Source organism: Devosia sp. 1635, assembly GCF_013185955.1.
Classification (GTDB): Bacteria; Pseudomonadota; Alphaproteobacteria; order Rhizobiales; family Devosiaceae; genus Devosia.
The window spans coordinates 522,872-544,900 of sequence record NZ_JABAOM010000003.1 but is presented as its reverse complement, the minus strand read 5'-3'; the positions used below and the strand labels follow the sequence as shown (position 1 = coordinate 544,900).

The following is a 22,029-nucleotide window of genomic DNA, read 5'->3' as shown; positions in this document are numbered from 1 at the left end:
AGCCGCCAGGGATATCTAGCGGCCGCCGACCTCCGCGGGATCAAGGAAACCGCCCGATTGCCGCTGCCAGAGTTGGGCATAGGTCTTGCCATGCGCCAAGAGCTCGGCATGGGTGCCCTGCTCGATGATCCGGCCCTTTTCCAGCACCACCAACCGATCCATGGCGGCAATGGTGGAAAGGCGATGGGCAATGGCGATCACGGTTTTGCCTGCCATCAATCGTTCCAGCTGGCTTTGGATCGCCGCTTCCACCTCGCTGTCCAGCGCGGAAGTCGCCTCGTCCAGCACCAGGATGGGCGCGTTCTTCAGCAGCACCCGGGCAATCGCCACCCGCTGGCGTTGCCCACCCGATAGCTTGACGCCGCGCTCGCCGACCTGCGCGTCGTAACCGGTGCGTCCACGGTGATCGACCAGGGTTTCGATGAACTCGTCGGCCTCCGCCATTTCGGCGGCGCTGACCATTTCGGCGTCGCTCGCCTCGGGCCGGCCAAAGACGATATTGGCGCGCACCGAGCGGTGCAGCAGCGCAGTGTCCTGCGTGACGACGCCGATATTGGCGCGCAGCGAGGCCTGGGTCACCCCGGCAATGTCCTGCCCGTCAATGGTGATCCGGCCCCCTTCGAGGTCGTAAAAGCGCAGCAACAAGTTCACGAGCGTCGACTTGCCCGCTCCCGAGCGCCCGATCAGCCCGATCCGTTCGCCCGGGGCGATATCGAGATTGAGCCCCTCGATCACGCCCTGTGTTTGGCCATAGTGAAACGAGATGTTCTCGAAGCTGATCGCGCCTTGCGTCACCACCAGCGGCTTGGCATCGGGCGCATCCACCAGTGCCAGCGGCCGGGCGATCAGTTCGGCCGAGTTCTGCGCCGTGCCATAATTGCGCATCAATCCGTTGAGCTGGTTCATCATGCGCCCCAGCAGATTGTAGAGCCGCAGCACCAGCCCGAGGGTAAAGGCGACCCCGCCAACCGAGATCAGCCCTTGCGTCCACAAATGCACGGAAAGGGCACCGATCCCGGCAATGGCAATGCCCGACAGCATGCCCATGGCCGAGCGCACGCCCACCAGCGTACGCGCGAGGCTGCGCATGGCTTCGATGAAGCCGTCAAAGCCGCGGCGCACAAAGCGGTCGTCTTCATCGCTCGAGCCAAAGAGTTTCAGCGTCTGGATATTGGCAAAGCTATCAACGATCCGGCCATTGAGCGCCGAGGCCGCTTCCGCCGCCTGCGCCGAGCGCTGGCGCATGCGCGGCACGTAATACCAGGCCAGCAGCGAAAAGGCGAAGATCCAGAGCGCTACTGCGGCGCCCAGCCGCCAGTCGAGTTGCCCCACCAGCACCAGCGTTGTCAGCGCATAAACGGCGATGAACCACACGACCTGGAGCAGTGCGACCATGAAATCGCCCACCGCTCCGCCGCTTTGCCAGACTTTGCTGGCAATGGCGCCGGAAAAGTCGTTCTGAAAGAACGACAGGCTTTGCCGGATCACATGCGAATAGGCCTGCCAGCGCACAAGGTTGTAAAACCCGAGATTAACCGTCTGCTCTTCCACCGCCGCCGAAAGCCAGGTGACAATGAAGCGCACAACGAGCACCACCACCAGCATGATGCCAAGCTCGGTACCCGCGCTGGCGAGGAGGCCATTCCAGCCCGCCTCCTGATTGGCGGCGTCCAGAATATCGACCAGCCGCCCGACATAATAAAACAGCGCCGCTTCCACCAGCGCCACTGCCCCGCCCAGCACCAGAAGCGCAAGGAACGGCAGCTTGGCCTGGCGCACATAATGCCAGAAAAACTGCGGCCCCGTGCGGGGAGGCTGCAGCGTCGTGGGCGCCCGAAACGGGTCAATCCAGGATTCGAACAGGCGATGAAGGGGCGTCAACACACTCATGGCCCCACCCTAGTCCCCGCCGCCATGCGCAACAACGCTCCGCAAAGAAGAGCCGCCCGCGGCAGGCCGGGGCGGCAAGTTGGCTTGGAGGTTCAACAAAACCAGCCCGCGGACGATGGGCGCCAGATCTTAAGATTGTGTTGCACCCGATCCCCCACTCCACCGCCACACCCGCAGCAGTGGAAAAGCGGGGCTAGAGCGCGTGGCCGTCCTTGTCGAACAAATGCACCCGCGCGGGATCGATAAAGGTTTCGATATCCGAGCCCAACGCAAACTGCCGCTGCCCCTCCAGCACAATGGTCAGCGCCTGCCCGTCGGCCGTCGTGGCATAAACCACGGTCTGGCCCCCCAAGCTTTCCACCAGATCCACCCGCACGCTCGCCAGCCGCGTGCCGGCGCCTGGGGTCACGCTGATATGCTCGGGCCGGATGCCGAGCGTCGTTGCCCCGCCTGCCGCGCGATTGAGGCTCATCCGGTCGCCCGCGACCTGCAGCTCATTGGCATTGCCCTGCGCCTGGGCGGGCAAAAGGTTCATCTTGGGCGAGCCGATAAAGCCCGCCACAAAGAGGTTGCGCGGATTGTTGTAGAGCTCGAGCGGCGCGCCCGCCTGCTCGATGACGCCGGCGCGCAGCACCACGATCTTGTCGGCCATGGTCATGGCCTCGACCTGATCATGGGTCACGTAGATCATGGTATTGCCGAGGTCATTGTGCAGCTTGGCGATTTCGACCCGCATCTGCACGCGCAACTCGGCATCGAGATTGGAGAGCGGCTCGTCGAATAAGAAGATCTTGGGCTCGCGCACAATGGCCCGGCCGATCGCCACGCGCTGCCTTTGCCCGCCCGAAAGCTGCTTGGGCTTGCGTTTGAGCAGCGGCTCAATGCGCAAGATTTCGGCGGCGCGCGCCACCCGCTGCTCGATCTCGGCTTTTGGCGCCCGCGCGGTTTCGAGCCCAAACGCCAGGTTCTGGTAGACCGTCATATGCGGATAAAGCGCATAGCTCTGGAACACCATGGCAATGCCGCGCCGGGCGGCGGGCACTTCGTTCATGCGCTGCCCATCGAGCAGCAGATCGCCCCCGGTGATGGGCTCGAGCCCCGCAATCATGCGCAAAAGCGTGGATTTGCCGCAGCCGGACGGGCCCACAAACACGGTGAACTCTCCCGGCTCGATGCGCAAATCCACCCCATGGATCACTTCCACATCGCCATAGGCCTTGCGGATATTGTCGAGCACGACACTGGTGGCCATGAAACGCTCCTTAAGCCTTTTGGAACTGGGGCGGCACCCAGCTGGAATAGCGGGGATGCTCGGCGCCCAGGGGCAACTCCACATCCTCGTGGGTGGTGGAGGAATGATAAAACGCCGTCACCAATTCGAGCGCCCGGCGCGAATCGGCCGAGGTCACCGGCAGTGGCGCCGTGCCCATCAAGGCGGCATGGAAGCGCGCCATCTGCGTCTGGAAGCGCGAGGGCACATGCTGCCAATCGGCGAGCAGCGCCTCGATTTTTTCACGCGTTTCCGCGGTGCGCGGCAAAATGGTCCAGGGCTTGTTGCCGGGATTATAGGGCTCGTGATCGCTTTCAAAGGTCACGTTCTCAAAGGCCAGCCGCAGCCGCGTGATCTCCTGGGCCGAGCCCAGCGTCGCGGTAAAGCTCCCGAGCGCCCCGTTCTCAAGCTCGAGCGAAGCGGTGACGCAATCTTCCACTTCGATGTCGTTGACCCGCGTCGCCACGCGCCCGAACAGGCGCTTGATGTCGCCCATCAGGTAAGTGAAGAGGTCATGCTGGTGGATGGCGTGGGTCATCAGCACGCCCCCCAGTTCCGTTGCCCATTTGCCGCGCCAGGGCACGGCATAATAATCGGGCCCGCGCGTCCACAGCGTTTCCACCGTGCCCACATAGGGTTTTCCAGCAATCCCCGCATCGATGATGGCCTTGGCCTGCTCGATGCCATCGCCGAACCGGTACTGGAACACCGGCATCAGCATGCCCTTGGACTTCTTTTCCTCGGCGATCACTTCGTCGACCTGGGCGAGCGAGCCGACCAGCGGCTTTTCGCAGATCACATGCTTGCCCGCGCGCAGCGCCGCCAGCACCATGGGGTAATGCAGCATGGGCGGGGTGCAGATATCGATGATGTCGATATCATCCATCGCCAGCACGGCGTCGAACTCGGTTTCGCGCCGCGGCACGCCGAATTCGTCGGCAATGGGGTTCATGCGCTCGGGGTTGAGATCGCAGAGCGCAAGGACGCGGAACTTGTCGGCATTGGGCGCATAGCCCTCGACGATATGGGAGCGGCCAATGCCGCAGCCGATTATGGCGACGTTGAAGATCTCTTTCACTGCTGCCACTCCGTGCCGCGTTCGGCCAGTTGCTGGGCGGTCAGCGCCAGCTGCATGGCATTAAAGCACCGCTCCTGGGGCATCGCCGTTTGCGTGCGGTTCCTGACATCGTCGAGAAATTGCCGGCCAAAGGGCAGCTCGGTCGTCGAGCAATCCACGTGCTGCACGCCTGATTTGTTGACCAGGAACAGGTGATCCGTCCCGGGCCGGCCGGCGATGTCGATATATTTCCTGAGCTCGATATAGCCCTCGGTGCCCAGGATGGTCAGGCGGCCATCACCCCAGGTGGGCAGGCCTTCGGGGGTGAACCAATCAACCCGAATATAGCCGGTGGTGCGCTCGGTGCGCAGATGGGTGTCGCCCACATCCTGCAGGCCCGGGCGATCGGGATGGGCGCGGTTGGCGACGCTCGCCGAAACCACTTCCGCGTTCATGCTATTGGAAAAGAACAGGAACTGCTCGAACTGATGGCTGGCGATATCGCAGAGGATGCCGCCATAGCAGCTGCGATCGAAAAACCAATCAGGGCGTTGATTGTTGCGGATCGCGTGGGGGCCCAGGCCCACCGTGTTGATCACTTCGCCAATTGCACCCGCGGCAATCAGATTGCCCGCTTCGACGGTGGCGCGCACCTCGAAATGCTCGGAATAGAGCACCCCATAAATGCGGCCCGTCTCCGCTTGCACCTGCTTGATCTCTTCGAGCTGGGCAAAGCTCGTCATGCCCGGCTTGTCGGACAGCACATCCTTGCCATGCTGCATGGCGGCAATGGAAATGGCCGCCCGCTCGGCGGGAATGGCCGAGGTCAGGATCACCGCGATGCTCTCGTCCTCAAGGATCGCCTTGGGATCGGCAACCCGCCGCGCCTGCGGGTATTTTCCCGCGAACTGGCCCGCCAGATCGTCCTCGGGCGCATGAAACGCCACGAGCTCGGCACCGGCATCGAGCAGGCAATTGACCTGCCCATAGATATGGCTGTGATTGATGCCGATGGCGGCAATCTTGATGGTCATGGTCTACTCAGTTTTTTTGAACCGGGAGTGTCGGACTGTTCTTCCCCTCCCCCTTGAGGGGAGGGGTCAGGGGTGGGGGTGCCGGCCGTTCCCCCAGAGTGGAGCGCAGAATGGGCCCGAACCCCCACCCCGGCGCTCCCCTCAAGGGGGAGGGAGGCCTTGCCCGCACAGGCTGGTGTCACCGCTTCATCCCCGTGGTCGCAATGCCCTCGATCAGCAGCCGCTGGAAGAACAGGAAGAACACAAAGATCGGGATCAGCGAGAGCACCGACATGGCAAAGAGCGCGCCGTAATCGCTTTCGCCCGTGGAGTCGGTGAAGGTTCGCAGGCCCAGCATCACCGTGTATTGCCGCATCTCGTTGAGATAGATCAGCGGCCCGAAGAAATCGTCCCAGGTCCAGATAAAGGTGAAGATCGCGGCCGTCGCCAGCACCGGCGTCGACAGCGGCAGGATGATCTTCCAGTAGATGCGCCAGGGCGAGCAGCCATCCATTTGCGCGGCTTCATCGAGTTCGCGCGGCAGGCCGCGGAAGAACTGCACCATGAGGAAGATGAAGAACGCGTCGGCCGCAAGGAATTTGGGCACGACCAGCGGCAGGATGGTGTCGATCCACCCGAGCTGGCGGAACAGCACATATTGGGGAATGAGCGTGACCTGATAAGGCAGCATCAGCGTCATCAGCATCAGCGCAAACCAGAAATTGCGCCCGCGAAACTTGAGCCGGGCAAAGGCATAGGCGGCCAGCGAACAGGCCATCACATTGCCCAGCACTGACAGAATCGAGATCAGGAAGCTGTTGGAAAAGAACGTGCCAAAGCTCACCCGCAACCCGTTCCAGCCGCGCCGATAGGCATCGAGACTCCATTCGCTGGGCCAGAGGCTCGTGGCGTTGAATATCTCGTTTTCCGGCCGCACCGAGGCCGACAGCATCCAGAGCAGCGGATACAGCATGGCGATCGAGGCGCCGATCAGCAGCACATGCACGAGAATGGTGGTCAGGCGCCGGCGCAGTGGCGAAGGCGTATGGGCCGTCACGACCTCGAGGCGGGGCGCGTCAGTCGTCATAATGCACCCAGTACTTGCTGGTCAAAAACGAGAACGCGGTGAACGCCGCCACCAGCGCCAGCAGCACCCAGGCCAGCGCGGAAGCATAGCCCATGCGGAAGAAGCCGAAGGCCTCCTGGTAGAGGTAGAGCGTATAGAACAGCGTCGAATTGATCGGATTGCCGGTGCCGCCCGAAATAATGAAGGCGGGGGTGAAGCTCTTGAACGCGTCGATGGTCTGGATGATGGCGTTGAAGAACACGACCGGGGTCAGCAGCGGCAGGGTGATCTTGACGAACTGGCGCCAGCGGCTGGCGCCATCAAGGCTCGCCGCCTCATACATGTCCGTTGGGATCTGCCGCAGGCCGGCGAGGAAAATGATCATGGGCGAGCCGAACTGCCAGATCGACAGGATCACCAGCGTCCAGAGTGAATAGCGCGGATTGGAAATCCAGCTCGGGCCGACAATGCCGAGTGGCGCCAGCAGCTGGTTGACGAGGCCGTCGCCGGCAAAGATCTGCCGCCACAAAATGGCGATGGCGACCGAAGCACCCAGCAGCGATGGCAGGTAGAACAGCGCGCGGTAGAGGGGCAGCCCCTTGATGCCACGATTGAGCAGCATGGCGACGCCCAGCGCAAAGGCCAGCTTCAGCGGCACCGAAAACAGCACGAAAAACAGCGTCACCCGCATGGAGGCGGCAAATTTCGGGTCATTGGTGAACATGCGGACATAGTTGTCCGCGCCAACCCAGTCGGGCGAGGTCAGCAGGTCGAAGTCGGTGAAGCTGAGATAAAGCGAGGAAATTATCGGCCCGATGGTCAGGCCGAAAAAGCCGATAAACCAAGGCAGCAAAAACAGATAGCCCGGCGCATCATTGTGCCAGATGCGCGATAGGAAGGAGGGAGAATGCGCGCGCTCCCGTGCAGGAGCGTCGGTTGCAAGGGAGCGCGCAGTCATGGATTAGCCTGCCCGGGTCAGGATGGCGGTCGCTTCGCCAACAAAGTACTGGGCGCCGTCTTCAGGCGAGCGGGCGCCAAAGCCCACTTCCTGGCCGACGGTGCGCAGCAGCGAGATGTCGATCTCGCCCGCGGCGGCTGGTGGTGGTGGGGGCAGCGGCCCCAACAGGTCACCCAGGTTCGCCACGAAATTAAGGGCGATCTGGTTGGCTTCGTCCAGCGTGGGCGCCACAGCTTCGCGCACGGCCACTGCTGGCGGGATGCCGCGTTCCACGCCCAGGATCTTGCCTGCTTCCACATCATTGATGAAGAAATCGAGGAATTTGGCGGCCGCTTCCTTGTTCTGCGAATTGGCGCCCACCGAAAAGAACATGGATGGCTTGCGGTAATGCCCACCGCCCTGCCCGGCCGCGATGCGCGGCTGGCCGCACATGTCGAGCTTGTCTTCCATCAGCGCCTGGTAGCCCACCAGCTGGTTGGAGTTGGACGGCATCAGCGCCGCCTTTTGCTGCACCAGCATCGTGGTTTCGAGCGGGCCGGTATCAAGCGCTTGTTCTTCAGCGGCAACGCAGACGCCCGCTTCGCGCAGACCCTGCCAAAGGGTGAACCACTCGGTCATGTCCTCGACGCCAAAGCCCAACTGGCCCTCGGCGGTATAAAGGGCCTTGCCGCGCTGGCGCAGCCAGTTGTCCAGCGCCGGCTCGGTATAGGAGGCATCCATGATGGCCTTCATGCCGCCACGGATATTGGCCGACTTGAAGGCCTCGCCCATGGCCATCAGGTCATCATAGGTCCAGGCATTGGTGGGCGGGGTGACGCCCGCTTCCTCGAATGCGGTGGTGTTGATCAGGGTGCAAACCGAATTGGCCCCAAGGCTGACGCCGTAAAGCTTGCCCCCAACCTTGCCGCCCTCGAGCTGGTCGGCATCGTAATTGTCAAGCTTGAGCGTAGTGCCCACGAATTCGTCGAGCGGCGCGATGGCGTTGCGGTTCGCGTATTCAACGATATAGCGATAATCCATCTGGATGATGTCAGGCGCATTGCCGCCAGCGGTTTGCGTGGCGAGCTTGGGCCAGTAATCGTTCCAGGCCAGGAACTCGCCCTGGATCTCACCGCCATTGGCTGCGGTGAACAGATCCGTCACCCCATAGGTGCGGTCGGCGCGCGCCTGGCCGCCCCAGAAGATCAGGCGCAGATTGGCGCCTTCCTGGGCAAAGCCCGGGCGAATGCCGGCGACGGCTCCCGCCATCAGGGCCGTACTGCCGAGCAGGAAGCTGCGGCGGTCGATACGAATAGTCATGATGTCCTCCCATGAACAGCTGCCGCCCGGATCCGGAGCGGTGCGGAGCGCGGCCTCCCCGCCGCTAACTCACCAACTGGTTACAACACTGTGTCAGACTTTGGTCGATGTCAAGCACCGCCAAGCCCTTCTTGTATGGAAGACGAAAAACGGCACGAACGCAAGCTGTTCAGCAGCCGTTCATAATCTCTATGTGGCTCAACTCGGGCGCGTGCGCAGGTAATCTAGCACCATCTGCACCGCTTGCGCCTCGCGCTCCTGCACCATGGCCACGCTGGCAAGGTCACGGTCAAAGATCACCGACAGGGTCGCCATGTTGGAAACATAGAAGAATCCGAGTGCCGCGATCGAGATATAAAGCTGCACCGCATCCACATCGCCGCGGAAAATGCCGGCCTGATTGCCGCGCCGCACGATCTCGGTGATCTGCCCGACGAGCGGCGAATGGAGCGCCCGGATATCCGGCATGGTCTTGAGAAAGCGGGCATTCTCCAGATTTTCGGTCCCCAAAAGCCTTGGGAACCAAGGGTTTGCCAGGAAGTGGCGGAAGGTGAACCGCACCAGCCGGTCCATGGCTTCCACCGGGCCATATTGGTCCAGACTCAGCGCCCGCTCACCCTTGCGGATCTCGCCATAGGCGTCGAGCAGCACCGCGCGGTAGAGATCTTCCTTGTTGCCGAAGTAGTGATAGAGCAGCCGTTTGTTGGCGCCCGCCCGCTCGGCAATGGCATCCACCCGCGCACCCTCAAAGCCCCGTTCGGCAAATTCAGCCCGCGCCGCCACCAGGATCGCCGCCTTGGTCTTGCCGGAGTTGCGGGCCCGCTTGACCCCATTCTCCACCCCACTCGGCGTCTGATCCATCTGCCTCATCCAAACCGAGCCGCCGCGCCGCCCTACCCCCGACGGATACCAGCCGCACCAGCGGGGGTAAAGTGTTTCAAAGATGAACTGGGAAGTGCATTGCGTGAAACCGCCGGGGAACGGCCCCTTGACTGCATCGCCTTTCCGCGTGTACGCAAGTAACTAAACAGTTACGCCGAAAGTGGCGCGGGAGAGAAAACAGCATGGCGCAGCAGCGACTTGGCCTGATCATGCATGGCGTGACAGGTCGCATGGGGTACAATCAACACTTGGTCCGCTCGATCCTGGCGATCCGCGATCAGGGTGGCGTGGCGCTGAGCAACGGCGACCGCCTGGTGCTCGACCCCATTATCGTGGGACGGGATCGCGAGAAAATCCAAGCACTTGCCGAGAAGCACGGTATTGCACGCTGGACAACAGACCTCGACGCCGCCCTCGCCAACCCGGAAGACACGGTGTTCTTTGACGCCGGGACCACCCTGATGCGCGCCGAGTTGCTGGAAAAAGCCCTCGACGCCGGCAAGCATGTTTATTGCGAAAAGCCGATCTCCGACGATCTGGGCGTCGCCGTTCGCCTCGCCAAAACCGCCCGCGCCTCGGGCCTCAAACATGGCGTCGTGCAGGACAAGCTATTCCTTCCGGGCCTTCTGAAGCTCAAAATACTGCGCGACAGCGGCTTTTTCGGCAAGATCCTCTCGGTGCGCGGTGAGTTCGGTTACTGGGTATTCGAGGGCGATTGGCAACCAGCGCAGCGCCCGTCCTGGAACTACCGCAAGGCGGATGGCGGTGGCATCATCCTCGATATGCTCTGCCATTGGCGCTATGTGCTCGACAATTTGTTCGGGGAAGTGCAGGCCGTGTCCTGCCTAGGCGCTACCCATATTCCGGAGCGCGTCGATGAGAAAGGCCAGCGCTTCCAAGCAGATACTGATGATGCGGCCTATGCGACCTTCGAGCTTGAGGGTGGCATCGTGGCTCAGATCAATTCCAGCTGGACCACGCGCGTACGCCGCGATGACCTCGTGACCTTCCATGTCGATGGCACGCACGGCTCGGCCGTGGCCGGGCTGCACAAGTGTTGGACCCAGCATCGCGTCAATACGCCAAAGCCTGTGTGGAACCCCGACCAGCCGCAAACCATGAACTTCTTTGCCGATTGGGAAGAAGTGCCAGACAACTGGCCCGCCCAAAACGGCTTTAAAGCCCAGTGGGAGATGTTCCTGCGCCATGTTGCCGAGGATGCGCCTTGGCCCTATGGGCTCGAAGCGGGTGCCAAGGGGGTGCAGTTGGCCGAACTGGGTCTCAAGAGTTGGGCCGAACGGCGCTGGCTGGATGTCCCCAAGCTGGAGTTTTGAGGCATGAGCGAGGTCCTCACCCAGCCCACGATCCGACTGCTCAATCCCGACCGGTCAATCACGCCCTACCAGCTCACCGGAGACCCCATTCCTTTCGTTAAGTTCAAGGCGCAGGATTTCCCGCGCGTTGCCTATGCTGCGGCCCATGTGGTCGCCGATCCCCTTGCCAGCAACGATCCGTGGCTTGCGCCCGCTATCGACTGGGACACGACGCTCCAGTTCCGGCATCGGCTGTGGGATCTCGGACTAGGTGTCGCTGAAGCCATGGACACCGCCCAGCGCGGCATGGGCCTAACTTGGACCGAGGCGCAGGAGTTGATCCGGCGTTCGCAAGCCGAGGCACGACCGCGCAGTGACGCATTGATCGCCTATGGCGCCGGCACTGACCATCTGGCGCCAGCGCCCGATGTCACGATCGACGACATCATCAAGGCCTATGAGGAGCAGGTCGGCTTTGTTGAAAGGGAGGGAGGCCGGGTCATCCTGATGGCCAGCCGCGCCCTTGCCTTTGTCGCCAAGTCACCGGACGATTATGCGCGGGTTTATGGGCATGTTCTCGGCCAGGTGCGGCAGCCGGTGATCATGCACTGGCTGGGGGAAATGTTTGATCCGGCGCTGCAGGGTTATTGGGGCAGCATAGATCATGATGCGGCGATGGATGTGTGCCTCGATGTGATCGCGGCCAATGCCGACAAAGTCGATGGCATCAAGATTTCGCTCCTGTCAGCGCAAAAAGAGATTGCGATGCGCCGACGACTGCCCGCATCCGTCAAGATGTATACCGGGGACGACTTCAACTATGCCGAACTGATTGCCGGGGACGAGCAGGGTTATTCCCACGCCCTACTCGGCATTTTCGACGCTATCGCCCCGGCCGCATCGGCAGGCCTGGCCGCGCTTGGCCGTGGCAATACCAATGAATTCTTCGATCTGCTCGAACCTACAGTGCCGCTGAGCCGCCATATTTTTGCGGCCCCAACGCGGTTCTACAAAACGGGCGTAGTGTTCCTGGCCTATCTTAATGGCCTGCAGGACCATTTCACCATGATCGGTGGTCAGCAGTCGGCCCGTTCGCTCCAGCACCTCTGCGAATTGTTCCGCCTTGCTGACCGCGCTCGCGTGCTTGCCGATCCTGATCTGGCCACGAGTCGGATGCGCGCTGTCCTTGCGGTCCATGGAGTGGAGGCATGAACGGAGAGATTTCGCTGAACCTCGCCACAACGCGGCAGCAATGGGGCTTTGGGGAAGCGGTAGATGGTTGCTTGCGCCGCGGCATCACGGCCATTTCGCCTTGGCGCGACCAGATCGACGCCGTCGGGATCGAGGAAGCCGCCAACATCGTGCGCAGCAATGGCCTGCGGGTCACCGGCGTGTGCCGCGGGGGGATGTTTCCCGCTGAAACAGCACTAGGCCGGCAGGCTAATATCGACGACAATCTGCGCGCCATCGACCAAGCTGCCGCCCTCGGCGCCGACTGCCTCGTGCTCGTGGTAGGGGGCCTTCCGGGTTCTTCCAAGGACTTGCCGGGCGCGCGGGGAATGGTGGCAGACGGGATTGCTGCCATGCTGCCCCATGCCCGTGCGTCGGGCGTTCGCATTGCCATCGAACCGTTGCATCCGATGTATGCTGCAGACCGCGCCTGCGTGAACACGATCAACCAAGCGCTCGATATTTGTGCATCGCTGGACGAAAGCGTTGGCGTTGCCATCGACGTTTACCATGTCTGGTGGGATCCCCACCTAGCAGAGGCAATCGCGCGGGCGGGGCGGATGAACCGGATCTTTGCCCACCATATCTGTGATTGGCTGGTGCCCACGACCGATATGCTGCTCGACCGCGGCATGATGGGCGATGGTGTGATCGACCTGCCCGCCATTCGCGCAATGATCGAAACTGCAGGCTACCATGGCCCGCAGGAAGTGGAGATTTTTTCGCGTGACAACTGGTGGCAGCGGCCGGGAGACGAGGTGCTGGACGTGGTCAAGGAGCGCGTGGCAACGGTCTGCTGAAAACGCAAAAAGCCCCCGAACCAAGCGGTCCGGGGGCTGGACTAAACAGCCCTACATACGGGTGTAGGTCAGGGTCTGGCAGAGAATGGCTGCGCGGCAGCCCTGGATGTCGATGGTATCAGGGCTCGTCTGGGTGACGGTGGCCTCAGCGCTGATTCCACCCGCGGAAAGCGCGCCCTTCCATTCGTTTGGACCGGTCTGGGGCGCCTGCATCACCATCTTGCCTACGAAAGCCAGGTTCTCTTCGGTAGCAGACTCACCTTCGAGATTGGTCAGCACGCCGCAAAGATCGGTGCCGCTGTCGCCGCAAAGCGAGAACTGGAACGAGGTACCGTATTTATCCACGAAGTTGCCTTCCGGGGATGCAGTGTTAGCGGTGGAGGCGGCCTCTTGGGCAAAACTTGGGGCAGCAAAAGCAGCACACAAGACGCCAAGGCTCAGAGCGTATTTCAAAGATTGCATGAGTTTCTCCGTGGACAACAACGCCCGCCCCACGCAGTCGTCCTTGTTAATCGATGGATGGGTAACGCGCCTTGTCTCAGGCGGTTGCTTGATAGACCCCTATTGGCGCCGGAAAGTGGCAGCGATCTCGATATGGGTGGATTGGGTGAACTGATCCACCGCAACAAGGTCGCTCATAGTGAATCCGGCGCCGATCAGCAGCGCTGCGTCCCGAGCGAAACTGCGCGCGTCACAAGAGACCATCACCACCACTCTGAGCTTGGAGTTACTGAGCTCGCGCACCTGCGCCTCGGCCCCGGCGCGGGGCGGATCAAGCACCACCGCGTCGAACTCGTTGAGTTCGAAGTGCGTCAGGGGATCGCGGAACAGGTCGCGAGCCTTGGCAGTGATCTCCCGCAGACCTTTGGCGTAGCGGCGCGCCTTGTCGAGTGCTGCGATACCGGCCCTGTCGCTGTCGCCGGCGTAGACCGGTCGGTCCTCAGCCAGCCGCAACGCGAACGGTCCGACACCGCAAAATAAATCGGCCACCTTTTTGGCCTTGCCCACCGCGCCGAGCACATAATCCGCCAGCGCTGACTCGGCGGCTTCAGTGGCCTGCAGAAACGATCCGATCGGTAGCTCAACCGTAGCTCGACCCATGGACACCAGCGGCGCTTGGGCTTGTAGTACCAGTTCGCCATTGAGCGCTAGGCGAGCCAAGCCGAACTGGTTGACGAGTGGCTCGATCCGCTTGGCGCGAGCCTGTTTTTTTTCTGTCCGAACGGCCACATCGAGCCCCGTTAGCGTGGCGGTGAAAGCCACATCGGCCTCACCCAGGGTTGCCATCACCGCCGCGGCGATCCGCGGGGCGCGAGAGAGCGCGGGCACCAGGATAGGACAGGCATCGATGGGGTAAACCTCGTGGCTACGCAGGCGCATATACCCAGGGCCTTCGCGCCGCGCATGCAAGGTAGCCCGGCGGCGTCCCTGCCCAGCCGCATCGATGAAGCGCTCAACCTTGGCATCCAAGCCGGCATAGCGTAGCTGCGTTTCGATGATGCCGGTCTTGAACGCTTCGTAAGCGGCGCGTTCGAGATGCTGGAGTTGACAGCCGCCACAAAAGCCGAAATGCGGGCAAAAAGGCGTGATCCGCTCAGGTGCGGGCGCTAGCACCTCAAGCAGGGTGCCTCGCTCGCCGTCCGCTTCGATCACCACCGTTTCGCCGGGCAGCGCCAATGGCACGAAGACCTTGCGGCCATCAATCTCGGTGACGCCCTCGCCCTTGTGGCCGAGGCTTAGAATAGTGGCGGTGAGGGTCATAATTATCCAATGGCTTGCCCGCCGTGCAGTATCCAAGGGGAAGGCGGCGGGCAAGCAAAGCTTATCAGGGTAGCCGGGGCGGAGGGCCGCGTGGCGGCGTTAGCCGCCCGGGCGACTTACATATTCGAGCAGGCTAGCCAGCCCCACAAAGGGAATACCGGCATGCTCGGAGAGTCCAGAGGCACAAGTGGAGACCGTCGAAACCCCCAGCGTGCAGCCTGGCGGAATATCGTTCTTGGCAAAGCGGCTGGCAAAGCGGTTGAGTTCGGGGATGAACAAGCCCTTGTCGCCGGCGTAACCGCAGCAGGTGACGGACGACAATACCGCGATCTGGCTGGCGCAGGCGCGGGCGATCGCCTCCGTAGCCCCCTGCTCACCCAACCGCTGGGCCGAACAGTTATGATGCACAGCTACGACCGGGAGGGGCTGCGTGACGGTCAGCTGCGGCAGGATATGGGTGACGATGAACTCGCTGGAATCCAGCACCGGCGCGCCTTCGGGAGCGCCGCGCAGGTGCTTGGCGCAAGTGGAAGCGTCGGTGACGGTCAGGTCCCCTTGCAAAGCCGAGAGTTCGTCCAGGAGCGCGGCGCCTACTTGCACGGCTTGTTCGGGGAAGCCCTTGGAGTGGAATGGCTGGCCGCAGCATTGGCCATTCAGGTGGTCGGGCATAACAACATCGAACCCGGCACGATCCAGCAGCGCCAGCATGGCGTCAGGTACGGCAAGAAGATCTAACTCGGTCTTGGGCGCGCCGAACATGCGGGTGGCGCAGGAAGGGAAATAAGCCACGCGCTGGCGCCCACCTTGCACGATAGGCACGGGAAAACCGGCGCGGCGAGGATCGTCGCGGGAAATGACGGGCGGGGCCTTTGGGGCTCCAGGGCCAGGTTTAAGGGTCCGCGAAACTCGCGGCACATGCTTGTCGGTCAACCGGCGGGCGGTTTCGGTCACCGCTTCAATCAACGGCGCCGAGACAACGGCCTTAGCCGCGTCCGCAAGCGCCACACTCCCACGCATGAAGCTTTCAATAGCGCCGGTATGATCGGCGGCAAAGCCGGCTACCGAACGGGCAAAATCGGTACGGCGCTCACCGCGTTCCTTGATGATCCTTGTGCCCGTTTCGATGCCAACGGGGCACCGAAGGGAACAAAGATTACAGGCGGCACAAGTATCAATGCCGGCGTAGCGAAAGTCATCGTCGAGACGAGCCAGGAGTGCCGGATTTTCGCCGCTGGCCCGGAGCCGGGCCTGCTCACGCGTCACCGCAATACGCTGGCGTGGCGACAAGGTCATCTGGTGGCTGGGGCAAGCAGGTTCGCAAAAACCGCATTCGATGCACATGTCGATGAGCTCATCGGCCAGCGGCATCACCTTCAAGTGCTTCACGTGAATCTTTGCGTCGTCGTTGAGCAAGACGCCGGGGTTGAGCAGGTTCTCCGGATCAAAAAGGGTCTTGATGCGGCGCATTACGCTATATGCGCGCGAACCCCATTCGGCTTCCACAAAGGGCGCGATGGCGCGGCCTGTGCCGTGCTCCGCCTTGAGCGAGCCGCCATAACGGATGGAGACAAGCTGCGACAGCGCGACAGAAAACTCATCGAACCTCTCGGCCGAGCCTGGCTGGGAAAAGTTGTCACTCATCTGGAAATGGAGGTTTCCCGCCAAGGCGTGGCCAAAGATGATGGCATCTTCGTAGCCGTGGTCATCGAGCAGCTGGCGCATGTCGATGACAAAGTCGGCGAGTTGGTCGATCGGAGCCGCCACGTCTTCAGTGAGCATGGAAGTGCCCTTCGGCCGCGCCGCGCCGCCGGAAGTGAAGAACCCCTTGCGGATATCCCAAAGCGCGTGTGACCGGGCCACGTCAGTGGAAAAATCGATATGAGTGGCGTTTTCTTCAGCTAGGATCGCTACGGCCTTTTCGACTTCGCGCTCGAGCGTTTCCGCGTCTGGAGCCGTGACATCGATCAACACGGCAGGCGAGTGATCCGTCAGCCAAGGCAGGAGCGGCGCCATGGGAGCCAGATGCTCCACCGTCGCCAGTGCCCGGCGTTCCATATATTCGGCTGCAGTGACGCCAGTGGTCACATGCACGCCGCCATTAGCCAGCCGGATAATGGCGCGTGAGGCGGCGTAGGGATCGGGGAACGGCACCAGCGCCGTCGACTTGAAGGGATGCTCGGGCACAGTGTTGTAGGTGACTTCGGACACAAAGCCCAAAGTGCCTTCCGAGCCCACGATCAGATGCACAAGAATGTCCAGCGGGTCGTGGTAGTCGACCAGCGCATTAAGTGAGTAGCCAACGGTATTCTTGATCGCGTACTTCTTGCGGATCAAGGCAACAAGTTCCGCGTCGGCCATGACTTGGGCGTGAAGCGCGGCAATGCCGTCGAGCAGATCAGCGCGGTTCTGGCGGAACGATTCACGTGAAACCGGATCGCCTGAGTCGAGCACCGTGCCATCGGTCAGCACGATGCGCAGGCGCGCCATGGTGTGGTAGGTATTCTGCGCCACCCCACAGCACATGCCTGACGAGTTGTTGTTGACCACGCCGCCGATCTTGCAGGTGGCCTGGCTGGCTGGGTCGGGACCAAGCTTCTTGTTGAAGGGCTTGAGAGCACGATTGGCGTGCGCGACGATGATCGCGGGCCCTAGCGTCACTTGCTCGGCGCCGGGATGGATGTCGAGCTTGCGCCAGCCGTCGCCGAGAACTGCAAGCACCCCATCGGTCACGGCCTGACCCGACAAGGACGTGCCGGCGGCCCTGAAGGTTAGCGGCAGGCCCTCCGCACGGCAGGCTTGCATTACTGCCTGCACATCGGCCTCGGAATTGATGAAGACAACGGCAGCCGGGATAAGCCGATAAGAAGACGCGTCGCCGGACCACGCATAGGTCATCAGCGGGTCGGTCATCATCTTTTCGGATGGGATCACGCCCTTGAGGCGCGCGACGAGCCGTTCGCCCGCTGCCTGACGATCAAGCGGGGGCTGGGTGACAGGGGTAATGAGAGCTTGCTGCATCTCAGTCCACTAACATGTTAGTAGCTGCGTCGGAAGCGGCTCACATCCTTGTTGGGCAAAAAACCGCCCGGCTCGTGCCGGGCGGCCAAGCTTAGCACTCAGATGTCGACGTCGTCATCAGGGTGCGTCCCGAGAGCCGTCAGATCGGCTGCGGCACGGTGAAGGATAGTCGCGGCTTCTGTTTGCCGCTGGGGCGAGTAGTGGCGGGCCGCCTTGATGGCAGTCTTGAGCGCTTTACGGGCTTCATTCAGGTCGGGAACGACGCCTTTCATGTCGGTGTCGGATGCTTGTTCAGCAGCCGCCCCCTGTTCGCGGCTGGAGGACGCGCCGCCGGCAGCGTCAGACCCCTCGGGCCGATCGCCGCCAAACGGCCAATCGGTACGGGCGAAATCGCGGAACCGGTGCACCTGTTCGCCTGCTTTGGCGAGAAAGGCCAACGTTCCCTCGATCGCCTCGCGATTGTCTGCCAAGTGGGCACGGCCGGCATCGGTGATGGTATAAAGCTTCTTGTTACCATCGGCAGCGGAGGTCACATAGCCCGCTTCCTCAAGGAAGGTCAGAGCGGGGTAAACCACGCCAGGACTTGGAGCGTAAAAGCCGCCAGAGCGCTCTTCCACGGCCTTGATCAGATCATAACCGTGCCGGGGCTGCTGTTCGATCAGATACAGGGCCACCAGCCGCAGATCGCCCGAAGCTAGCATGCGGCCGATGCGGAAATTTCCGCCGACATTGCCCAGAAGGCTCGCATCGGCTTGGTAGGCCAGACGGCCCCAGCGCCGCGCCATCTGTTCTAGTCGCCGCCAGTTCAGTTCGCCGTCACGTCCAGAAGGTGCCATGATGTGTCTCCGATATATCTCAATTCCCCGGCTGCTTACATTGGGTCCGCAAAAGAGCATTCAAGATATATCTCGAACAAAATGCTGAGCATGAAAAAGCCGCCCCCTCAGGTGAGAAGGCGGCCAAGATATTTTAGGGTGCTAAGTGGCTAGAGCGTTGCGCCTTCGTTGGCGCCTTCGATGAGGTTGCGATCGAACTGGCCGTTGCGGCGGAAGCGCCACATGTAAGTGGGCAGGATAGTATCCATCGAGGTCGGCACGATGCCGAGCCCTTCCAATGTTCGCTTCTCGCGGATAGCCGCTTCGGACACGACATTGTCGACCCCAAGCAGTTCCACTTGATCCTTGGTCAGCAACGGCTGGCCGGGGAGGATCGACAGTGGCAGAGCCAGGAGCTTGGCCATCCCCGGGGAGAGCGGCACCAGCGGGCGTTTGCGGGCTGTCTCGCGCAGTATGCGGGTCAGAAGCTCCCGATGGGTTTCAACCTGCGGCCCACCCAGTTCGTAGGTGCGACCACCTTTGACCTTGCCGCTCGCGGCAAGCGTTACTGCATCGGCAACATCGCCAACGTAAACCGGCTGGAAGCGGGTGTCGCCACAAACCAGAGGCATGGCTGGGAACATGCGGGCCAGCGAACCCATGAGGTTAAAGAAGCCATCGTCCGCGCCGAACATCAGCGAAGGGCGCAGGATGACCGCTTGGGGGAAGGCGGCCAGCACGGCGGCCTCGCCCGCCAACTTGCTGCGGGCATAGGCGCTTCGCTCCGCCCGATCCACCCCGAGGGCCGACAGATGCACCAGCACCGAAGCCCTCGCAGCCTTGGCAGCGGCCGCGACGGTCTGAGCGCCTTGAGTATGAACGGCATTGAAGGTCTGCGCCCCGCGTTCGCCGCCAATACCAACAAGGTTGATCACCACATCGGCACCGGCGACCGCTCGCGCCACCGAAGCTGCATGGCGCAGATTGGCCTGAATTGGCTGAATCTGCCCGACATTGCCATAGATCGTAACATGGCCCGCCAGGTCAGGACGCCGCACGGCCACCCGGATGCGATACCCAGCCCGAGACAGTGCCTGGACCACTTGGGTGCCCAGGAATCCGGAGCCTCCGAAGATCGTCACCAGTTTTTCGTTGAGGGGGTCCATGGCAGGCTCCGGCAGCAATGGAAGGACAAGCTAGCCGTGCTCTTAGCCTAAGGCGCGGGATTGGTCGAGAGGCGGTGGATGCACGCTCTTGACACAATAACAATGGTGTTCCCTATTTGTTTCAGGGAGGCGAACTTGACTGACATGAACACTTATTCGGGCGGATGCCATTGCGGCGCGGTCCGTTACACGGCCCAGACCGAGTTGGACAGTCTGATGACCTGCAACTGTTCCCGGTGCAAAAGGCTAGGCTGGGTGATGCAGCCTGTCCCATCGGTTCGGTTCAATCTGATCCGCGGCGCGGACAATCTCACCCTCTATCACTTCAACACCAACACCATTGATCATCTGTTCTGCAAAACCTGCGGCATCGAATCGTTCGGCCGGGGCCGAGACGAAAACGGCACCGAAACGGTGATGATCAACGTCAACTGCCTCGATGATGCACCGCCAGTTAACACTGGTGCCGTGACGCATTGGGATGGGGCTAATATGTGAATTGAAACAATAGGCGTTGACATCGGTCGGCGCCGGCCCTAACAACGCCCCGCCTGCCCAGATGGCGGAATTGGTAGACGCGCACGGTTCAGGTCCGTGTACCGCAAGGTGTGGAAGTTCGAGTCTTCTTCTGGGCACCATTATTCAAGAAGGCCGGCCGCTGTGAAGCGGGCGGCCTTCTGGTTTTTGGTCTCGCCTTTTCAATGCCCTGATGCTGTGCCAAGAGGAATGCTGCATCCGTTTGTTGAGATCAACATGACCCCCAGACTGCATCGCGGCGACCTGCCCGACCTTTCGCGCTATGGCCGCGAGGTGGCGATTGACACTGAAACCATGGGACTGCATCCGCATCGCGACCGCTTATGCGTAGTGCAGCTGTCGCCTGGTGATGGCAGTGCCGATGTGGTGCAGATTCCGGCTGACAGCAACGAGGCGCCCAATCTCGCCCGACTGCTCGCCGATCCTGAGCGGACCAAGATCTTCCATTATGCCCGTTTTGACGTGGCAGTGCTCAAGCACCGCTTTGGCGTGGTGGCCGGTCCGGTCTACTGCACGAAAATCGCGTCCAAACTGGTACGCACCTATACGGATCGCCATGGACTCAAGGACCTGGTCCGTGAGTTGCTCAATATCGATCTCTCCAAGCAGCAGCAAAGCTCGGACTGGGGGGCCGAAAAGCTCAGCGACGCACAACTCGATTATGCCGCTTCGGACGTGCTTTACTTGCACGACCTCAAGCGTCATCTCGATCGGATGCTCCGGCGCGAAAACCGCACCGAACTGGCCCGGGCTTGCTTTGACTTCCTTGCCACCCGATGCGAATTGGATTTGCTAGGGTGGGATGAGACCGACATCTTTGCCCACAGCTAAGTCGTGGGCCTGTCCATGACGGAGCAGCACGCCACGAGCACTGACCGCCTTGCCACCTACCGACGCTTGCAGGGCCGCAACCGCATGGTGGGCGTGTTACGCGTTGCGGTTCCCGCTCTCGGGGCGGTGACCCTGCTGCTGCTGGTAGGGCAGATCTACCTGTCCAGCCTGCTGGATCAATTCAGTATCGGCGAAGTCAGCATGGATCGTGAGAGCATCCGGGTGGAAGCACCCGAATATGCCGGAGTCTTGTCCGACGGCTCCGCTTATCGGGTGCGGGCGAGCGACGCGCAGGCGATGCTCAATTCAACCGAGCAGATCGCCTTGCGCGACGCCGCCCTCAACGTCGTGCGCCCCGATGGGGTCGTGTTCGATGCGAGCGCTGATAGCGCGGTTTTGGACACCGCCCAAAGAGTGGTCCGGATCGAGGGCGCGTCCGACATCAGTGACAGCACCGGCACCAGCGGCACGATCGAGCAGTCGGTATTTGATTGGAGTGCGCAGACGCTGACCGGCGATGGCCCGGTCGTTATCCACTATGCCGACGGCACGGAGTTGACCGCTGCGGGAATGCAGTTCGACGCGGAGGCGAGCGTCTGGACATTTAGTGGCGCCACCGTCACCCTGCCCCACACGCCTGGAGCCCAGCCCCGATGATGATGCGATCGCTGTTGTCGATTTTGTTGCTGCTTTGCCTGTCTGGGCTGGCCGCAGCGCAGGACCGCGTCGCCATCACGGCGGACCTGTTCACCCTCAACGAGGCAGAGCGGGAGGCGGTGTTTACCGGCAATGTCGTGGTGACCCATCCAACGGTGAAGGTCTGGGCCACCAAGGTCGTTGCCACCTATGGCGCTGGGGGCACTACCGATATCGAGACCTTTGAGGCCACCGGGGACGTGAAGCTCGAAACACCCGACCAGACCGCAACGGGAGAGCGGGCCGTGTTTACCCCGGGCGATCAACTGCTGCGCCTCACCGGCAATGTGAAGGTGACCAATTCGGGCGGCACGGTGGATGCCGGCGAACTCGTGGTCAATCTTGCAACCAATGTGTCTACCTTCACCGGTGGCAAAGGCGGACGCGTCACCGGCGTGTTTACCTCGCAATGAACGAGACGCGCGCC

General features: G+C 61.9%; 20 protein-coding genes and 1 tRNA gene. 8 read left to right on the top strand and 13 right to left on the bottom strand.

What is annotated here, in order from left to right:
- Window positions 1–15: 15 nt before the first annotated feature.
- From HRU92_RS14915 to HRU92_RS14880, 8 genes are all read right to left on the bottom strand, one after another.
- Window positions 16–1,890 carry an ABC transporter ATP-binding protein gene (locus tag HRU92_RS14915; protein ID WP_173088433.1) on the bottom strand — a complete coding sequence of 625 codons (1,875 nt, stop codon included), beginning with the start codon at window positions 1,888–1,890 and terminating at the stop codon, window positions 16–18.
- Window positions 1,891–2,083: 193 nt separating this feature from the next.
- Window positions 2,084–3,142: a sn-glycerol-3-phosphate ABC transporter ATP-binding protein UgpC gene (gene ugpC, locus HRU92_RS14910; protein WP_172121778.1), complete on the bottom strand. Its 1,059-nt coding sequence runs from the start codon at window positions 3,140–3,142 to the stop codon at window positions 2,084–2,086.
- 10 nt (window positions 3,143–3,152) lie between these two features.
- Entirely contained in the window at window positions 3,153–4,238 is a 1,086-nt protein-coding gene (locus HRU92_RS14905) for a Gfo/Idh/MocA family oxidoreductase (RefSeq protein WP_172121777.1), read from the bottom strand.
- Entirely contained in the window at window positions 4,235–5,251 is a 1,017-nt protein-coding gene (locus tag HRU92_RS14900) for a Gfo/Idh/MocA family oxidoreductase (RefSeq protein WP_172121776.1), read from the bottom strand. Before HRU92_RS14900 ends, HRU92_RS14905 begins: the two co-directional genes overlap by 4 nt.
- 178 nt (window positions 5,252–5,429) lie before the next feature.
- Complete coding sequence (locus HRU92_RS14895; protein ID WP_248305376.1) at window positions 5,430–6,203, bottom strand: carbohydrate ABC transporter permease; 774 nt, start codon at window positions 6,201–6,203, stop codon at window positions 5,430–5,432.
- Window positions 6,204–6,306: 103 nt separating this feature from the next.
- On the bottom strand, window positions 6,307–7,254 hold the full coding sequence (locus HRU92_RS14890; RefSeq protein WP_127755075.1) for a sugar ABC transporter permease: 948 nt from the start codon (window positions 7,252–7,254) through the stop codon (window positions 6,307–6,309).
- Window positions 7,255–7,257: 3 nt separating this feature from the next.
- Window positions 7,258–8,553, bottom strand: a complete 1,296-nt coding sequence (locus tag HRU92_RS14885; protein ID WP_127755074.1) for an extracellular solute-binding protein — start codon at window positions 8,551–8,553, stop codon at window positions 7,258–7,260.
- A 198-nt stretch (window positions 8,554–8,751) separates the two neighbouring features.
- Complete coding sequence (locus HRU92_RS14880; RefSeq protein ID WP_173088431.1) at window positions 8,752–9,414, bottom strand: TetR/AcrR family transcriptional regulator; 663 nt, start codon at window positions 9,412–9,414, stop codon at window positions 8,752–8,754.
- 203 nt (window positions 9,415–9,617) lie between these two features.
- Between HRU92_RS14880 and HRU92_RS14875 the strand changes: the two genes are divergently transcribed.
- From HRU92_RS14875 to HRU92_RS14865, 3 genes are read left to right on the top strand one after another with little or no spacing between them, the layout of a single operon-like run.
- Window positions 9,618–10,769 carry a Gfo/Idh/MocA family oxidoreductase gene (locus HRU92_RS14875; RefSeq protein WP_172121775.1) on the top strand — a complete coding sequence of 384 codons (1,152 nt, stop codon included), beginning with the start codon at window positions 9,618–9,620 and terminating at the stop codon, window positions 10,767–10,769.
- 3 nt (window positions 10,770–10,772) lie between these two features.
- Window positions 10,773–11,960: a dihydrodipicolinate synthase family protein gene (locus HRU92_RS14870; protein WP_172121774.1), complete on the top strand. Its 1,188-nt coding sequence runs from the start codon at window positions 10,773–10,775 to the stop codon at window positions 11,958–11,960.
- Window positions 11,957–12,778: a sugar phosphate isomerase/epimerase family protein gene (locus HRU92_RS14865; protein WP_172121773.1), complete on the top strand. Its 822-nt coding sequence runs from the start codon at window positions 11,957–11,959 to the stop codon at window positions 12,776–12,778. Before HRU92_RS14870 ends, HRU92_RS14865 begins: the two co-directional genes overlap by 4 nt.
- 51 nt (window positions 12,779–12,829) lie before the next feature.
- Here the strand turns inward: HRU92_RS14865 and HRU92_RS14860 are convergent, their stop codons facing one another.
- The 5 genes from HRU92_RS14860 to HRU92_RS14840 form a co-directional block, all read right to left on the bottom strand.
- Window positions 12,830–13,240, bottom strand: coding sequence for a hypothetical protein (locus tag HRU92_RS14860; RefSeq protein WP_127755069.1), 411 nt, complete (start codon window positions 13,238–13,240; stop codon window positions 12,830–12,832).
- 99 nt (window positions 13,241–13,339) lie between these two features.
- Window positions 13,340–14,539 (bottom strand): class I SAM-dependent RNA methyltransferase, encoded by a 1,200-nt coding sequence (locus HRU92_RS14855; RefSeq protein ID WP_172121772.1) that lies wholly within the window; start codon window positions 14,537–14,539, stop codon window positions 13,340–13,342.
- Window positions 14,540–14,638: 99 nt separating this feature from the next.
- Window positions 14,639–17,557 (bottom strand): FAD-binding and (Fe-S)-binding domain-containing protein, encoded by a 2,919-nt coding sequence (locus HRU92_RS14850; RefSeq protein WP_172121771.1) that lies wholly within the window; start codon window positions 17,555–17,557, stop codon window positions 14,639–14,641.
- A 98-nt stretch (window positions 17,558–17,655) separates the two neighbouring features.
- Complete coding sequence (locus tag HRU92_RS14845) at window positions 17,656–18,393, bottom strand: PadR family transcriptional regulator (protein WP_172121770.1); 738 nt, start codon at window positions 18,391–18,393, stop codon at window positions 17,656–17,658.
- Window positions 18,394–18,542: 149 nt separating this feature from the next.
- Window positions 18,543–19,538, bottom strand: coding sequence for a complex I NDUFA9 subunit family protein (locus tag HRU92_RS14840; RefSeq protein ID WP_172121769.1), 996 nt, complete (start codon window positions 19,536–19,538; stop codon window positions 18,543–18,545).
- A 144-nt stretch (window positions 19,539–19,682) separates the two neighbouring features.
- Here HRU92_RS14840 and HRU92_RS14835 point away from each other — a divergent pair, with 144 nt between their 5' ends.
- From HRU92_RS14835 to HRU92_RS14815, 5 genes are all read left to right on the top strand, one after another.
- Window positions 19,683–20,036: a GFA family protein gene (locus HRU92_RS14835; protein ID WP_173088556.1), complete on the top strand. Its 354-nt coding sequence runs from the start codon at window positions 19,683–19,685 to the stop codon at window positions 20,034–20,036.
- A 55-nt stretch (window positions 20,037–20,091) separates the two neighbouring features.
- Window positions 20,092–20,176 (top strand) — tRNA-Leu (locus HRU92_RS14830).
- Window positions 20,177–20,291: 115 nt separating this feature from the next.
- Window positions 20,292–20,906: a ribonuclease H-like domain-containing protein gene (locus tag HRU92_RS14825; protein WP_173088429.1), complete on the top strand. Its 615-nt coding sequence runs from the start codon at window positions 20,292–20,294 to the stop codon at window positions 20,904–20,906.
- A 15-nt stretch (window positions 20,907–20,921) separates the two neighbouring features.
- The gene (locus HRU92_RS14820; RefSeq protein WP_172121767.1) at window positions 20,922–21,563 is read left to right on the top strand and encodes a hypothetical protein; all 642 of its coding nucleotides are present in this window, start codon (window positions 20,922–20,924) and stop codon (window positions 21,561–21,563) included.
- Complete coding sequence (locus HRU92_RS14815; RefSeq protein WP_127755062.1) at window positions 21,560–22,015, top strand: LptA/OstA family protein; 456 nt, start codon at window positions 21,560–21,562, stop codon at window positions 22,013–22,015. Before HRU92_RS14820 ends, HRU92_RS14815 begins: the two co-directional genes overlap by 4 nt.
- Window positions 22,016–22,029 lie beyond the last annotated feature (14 nt).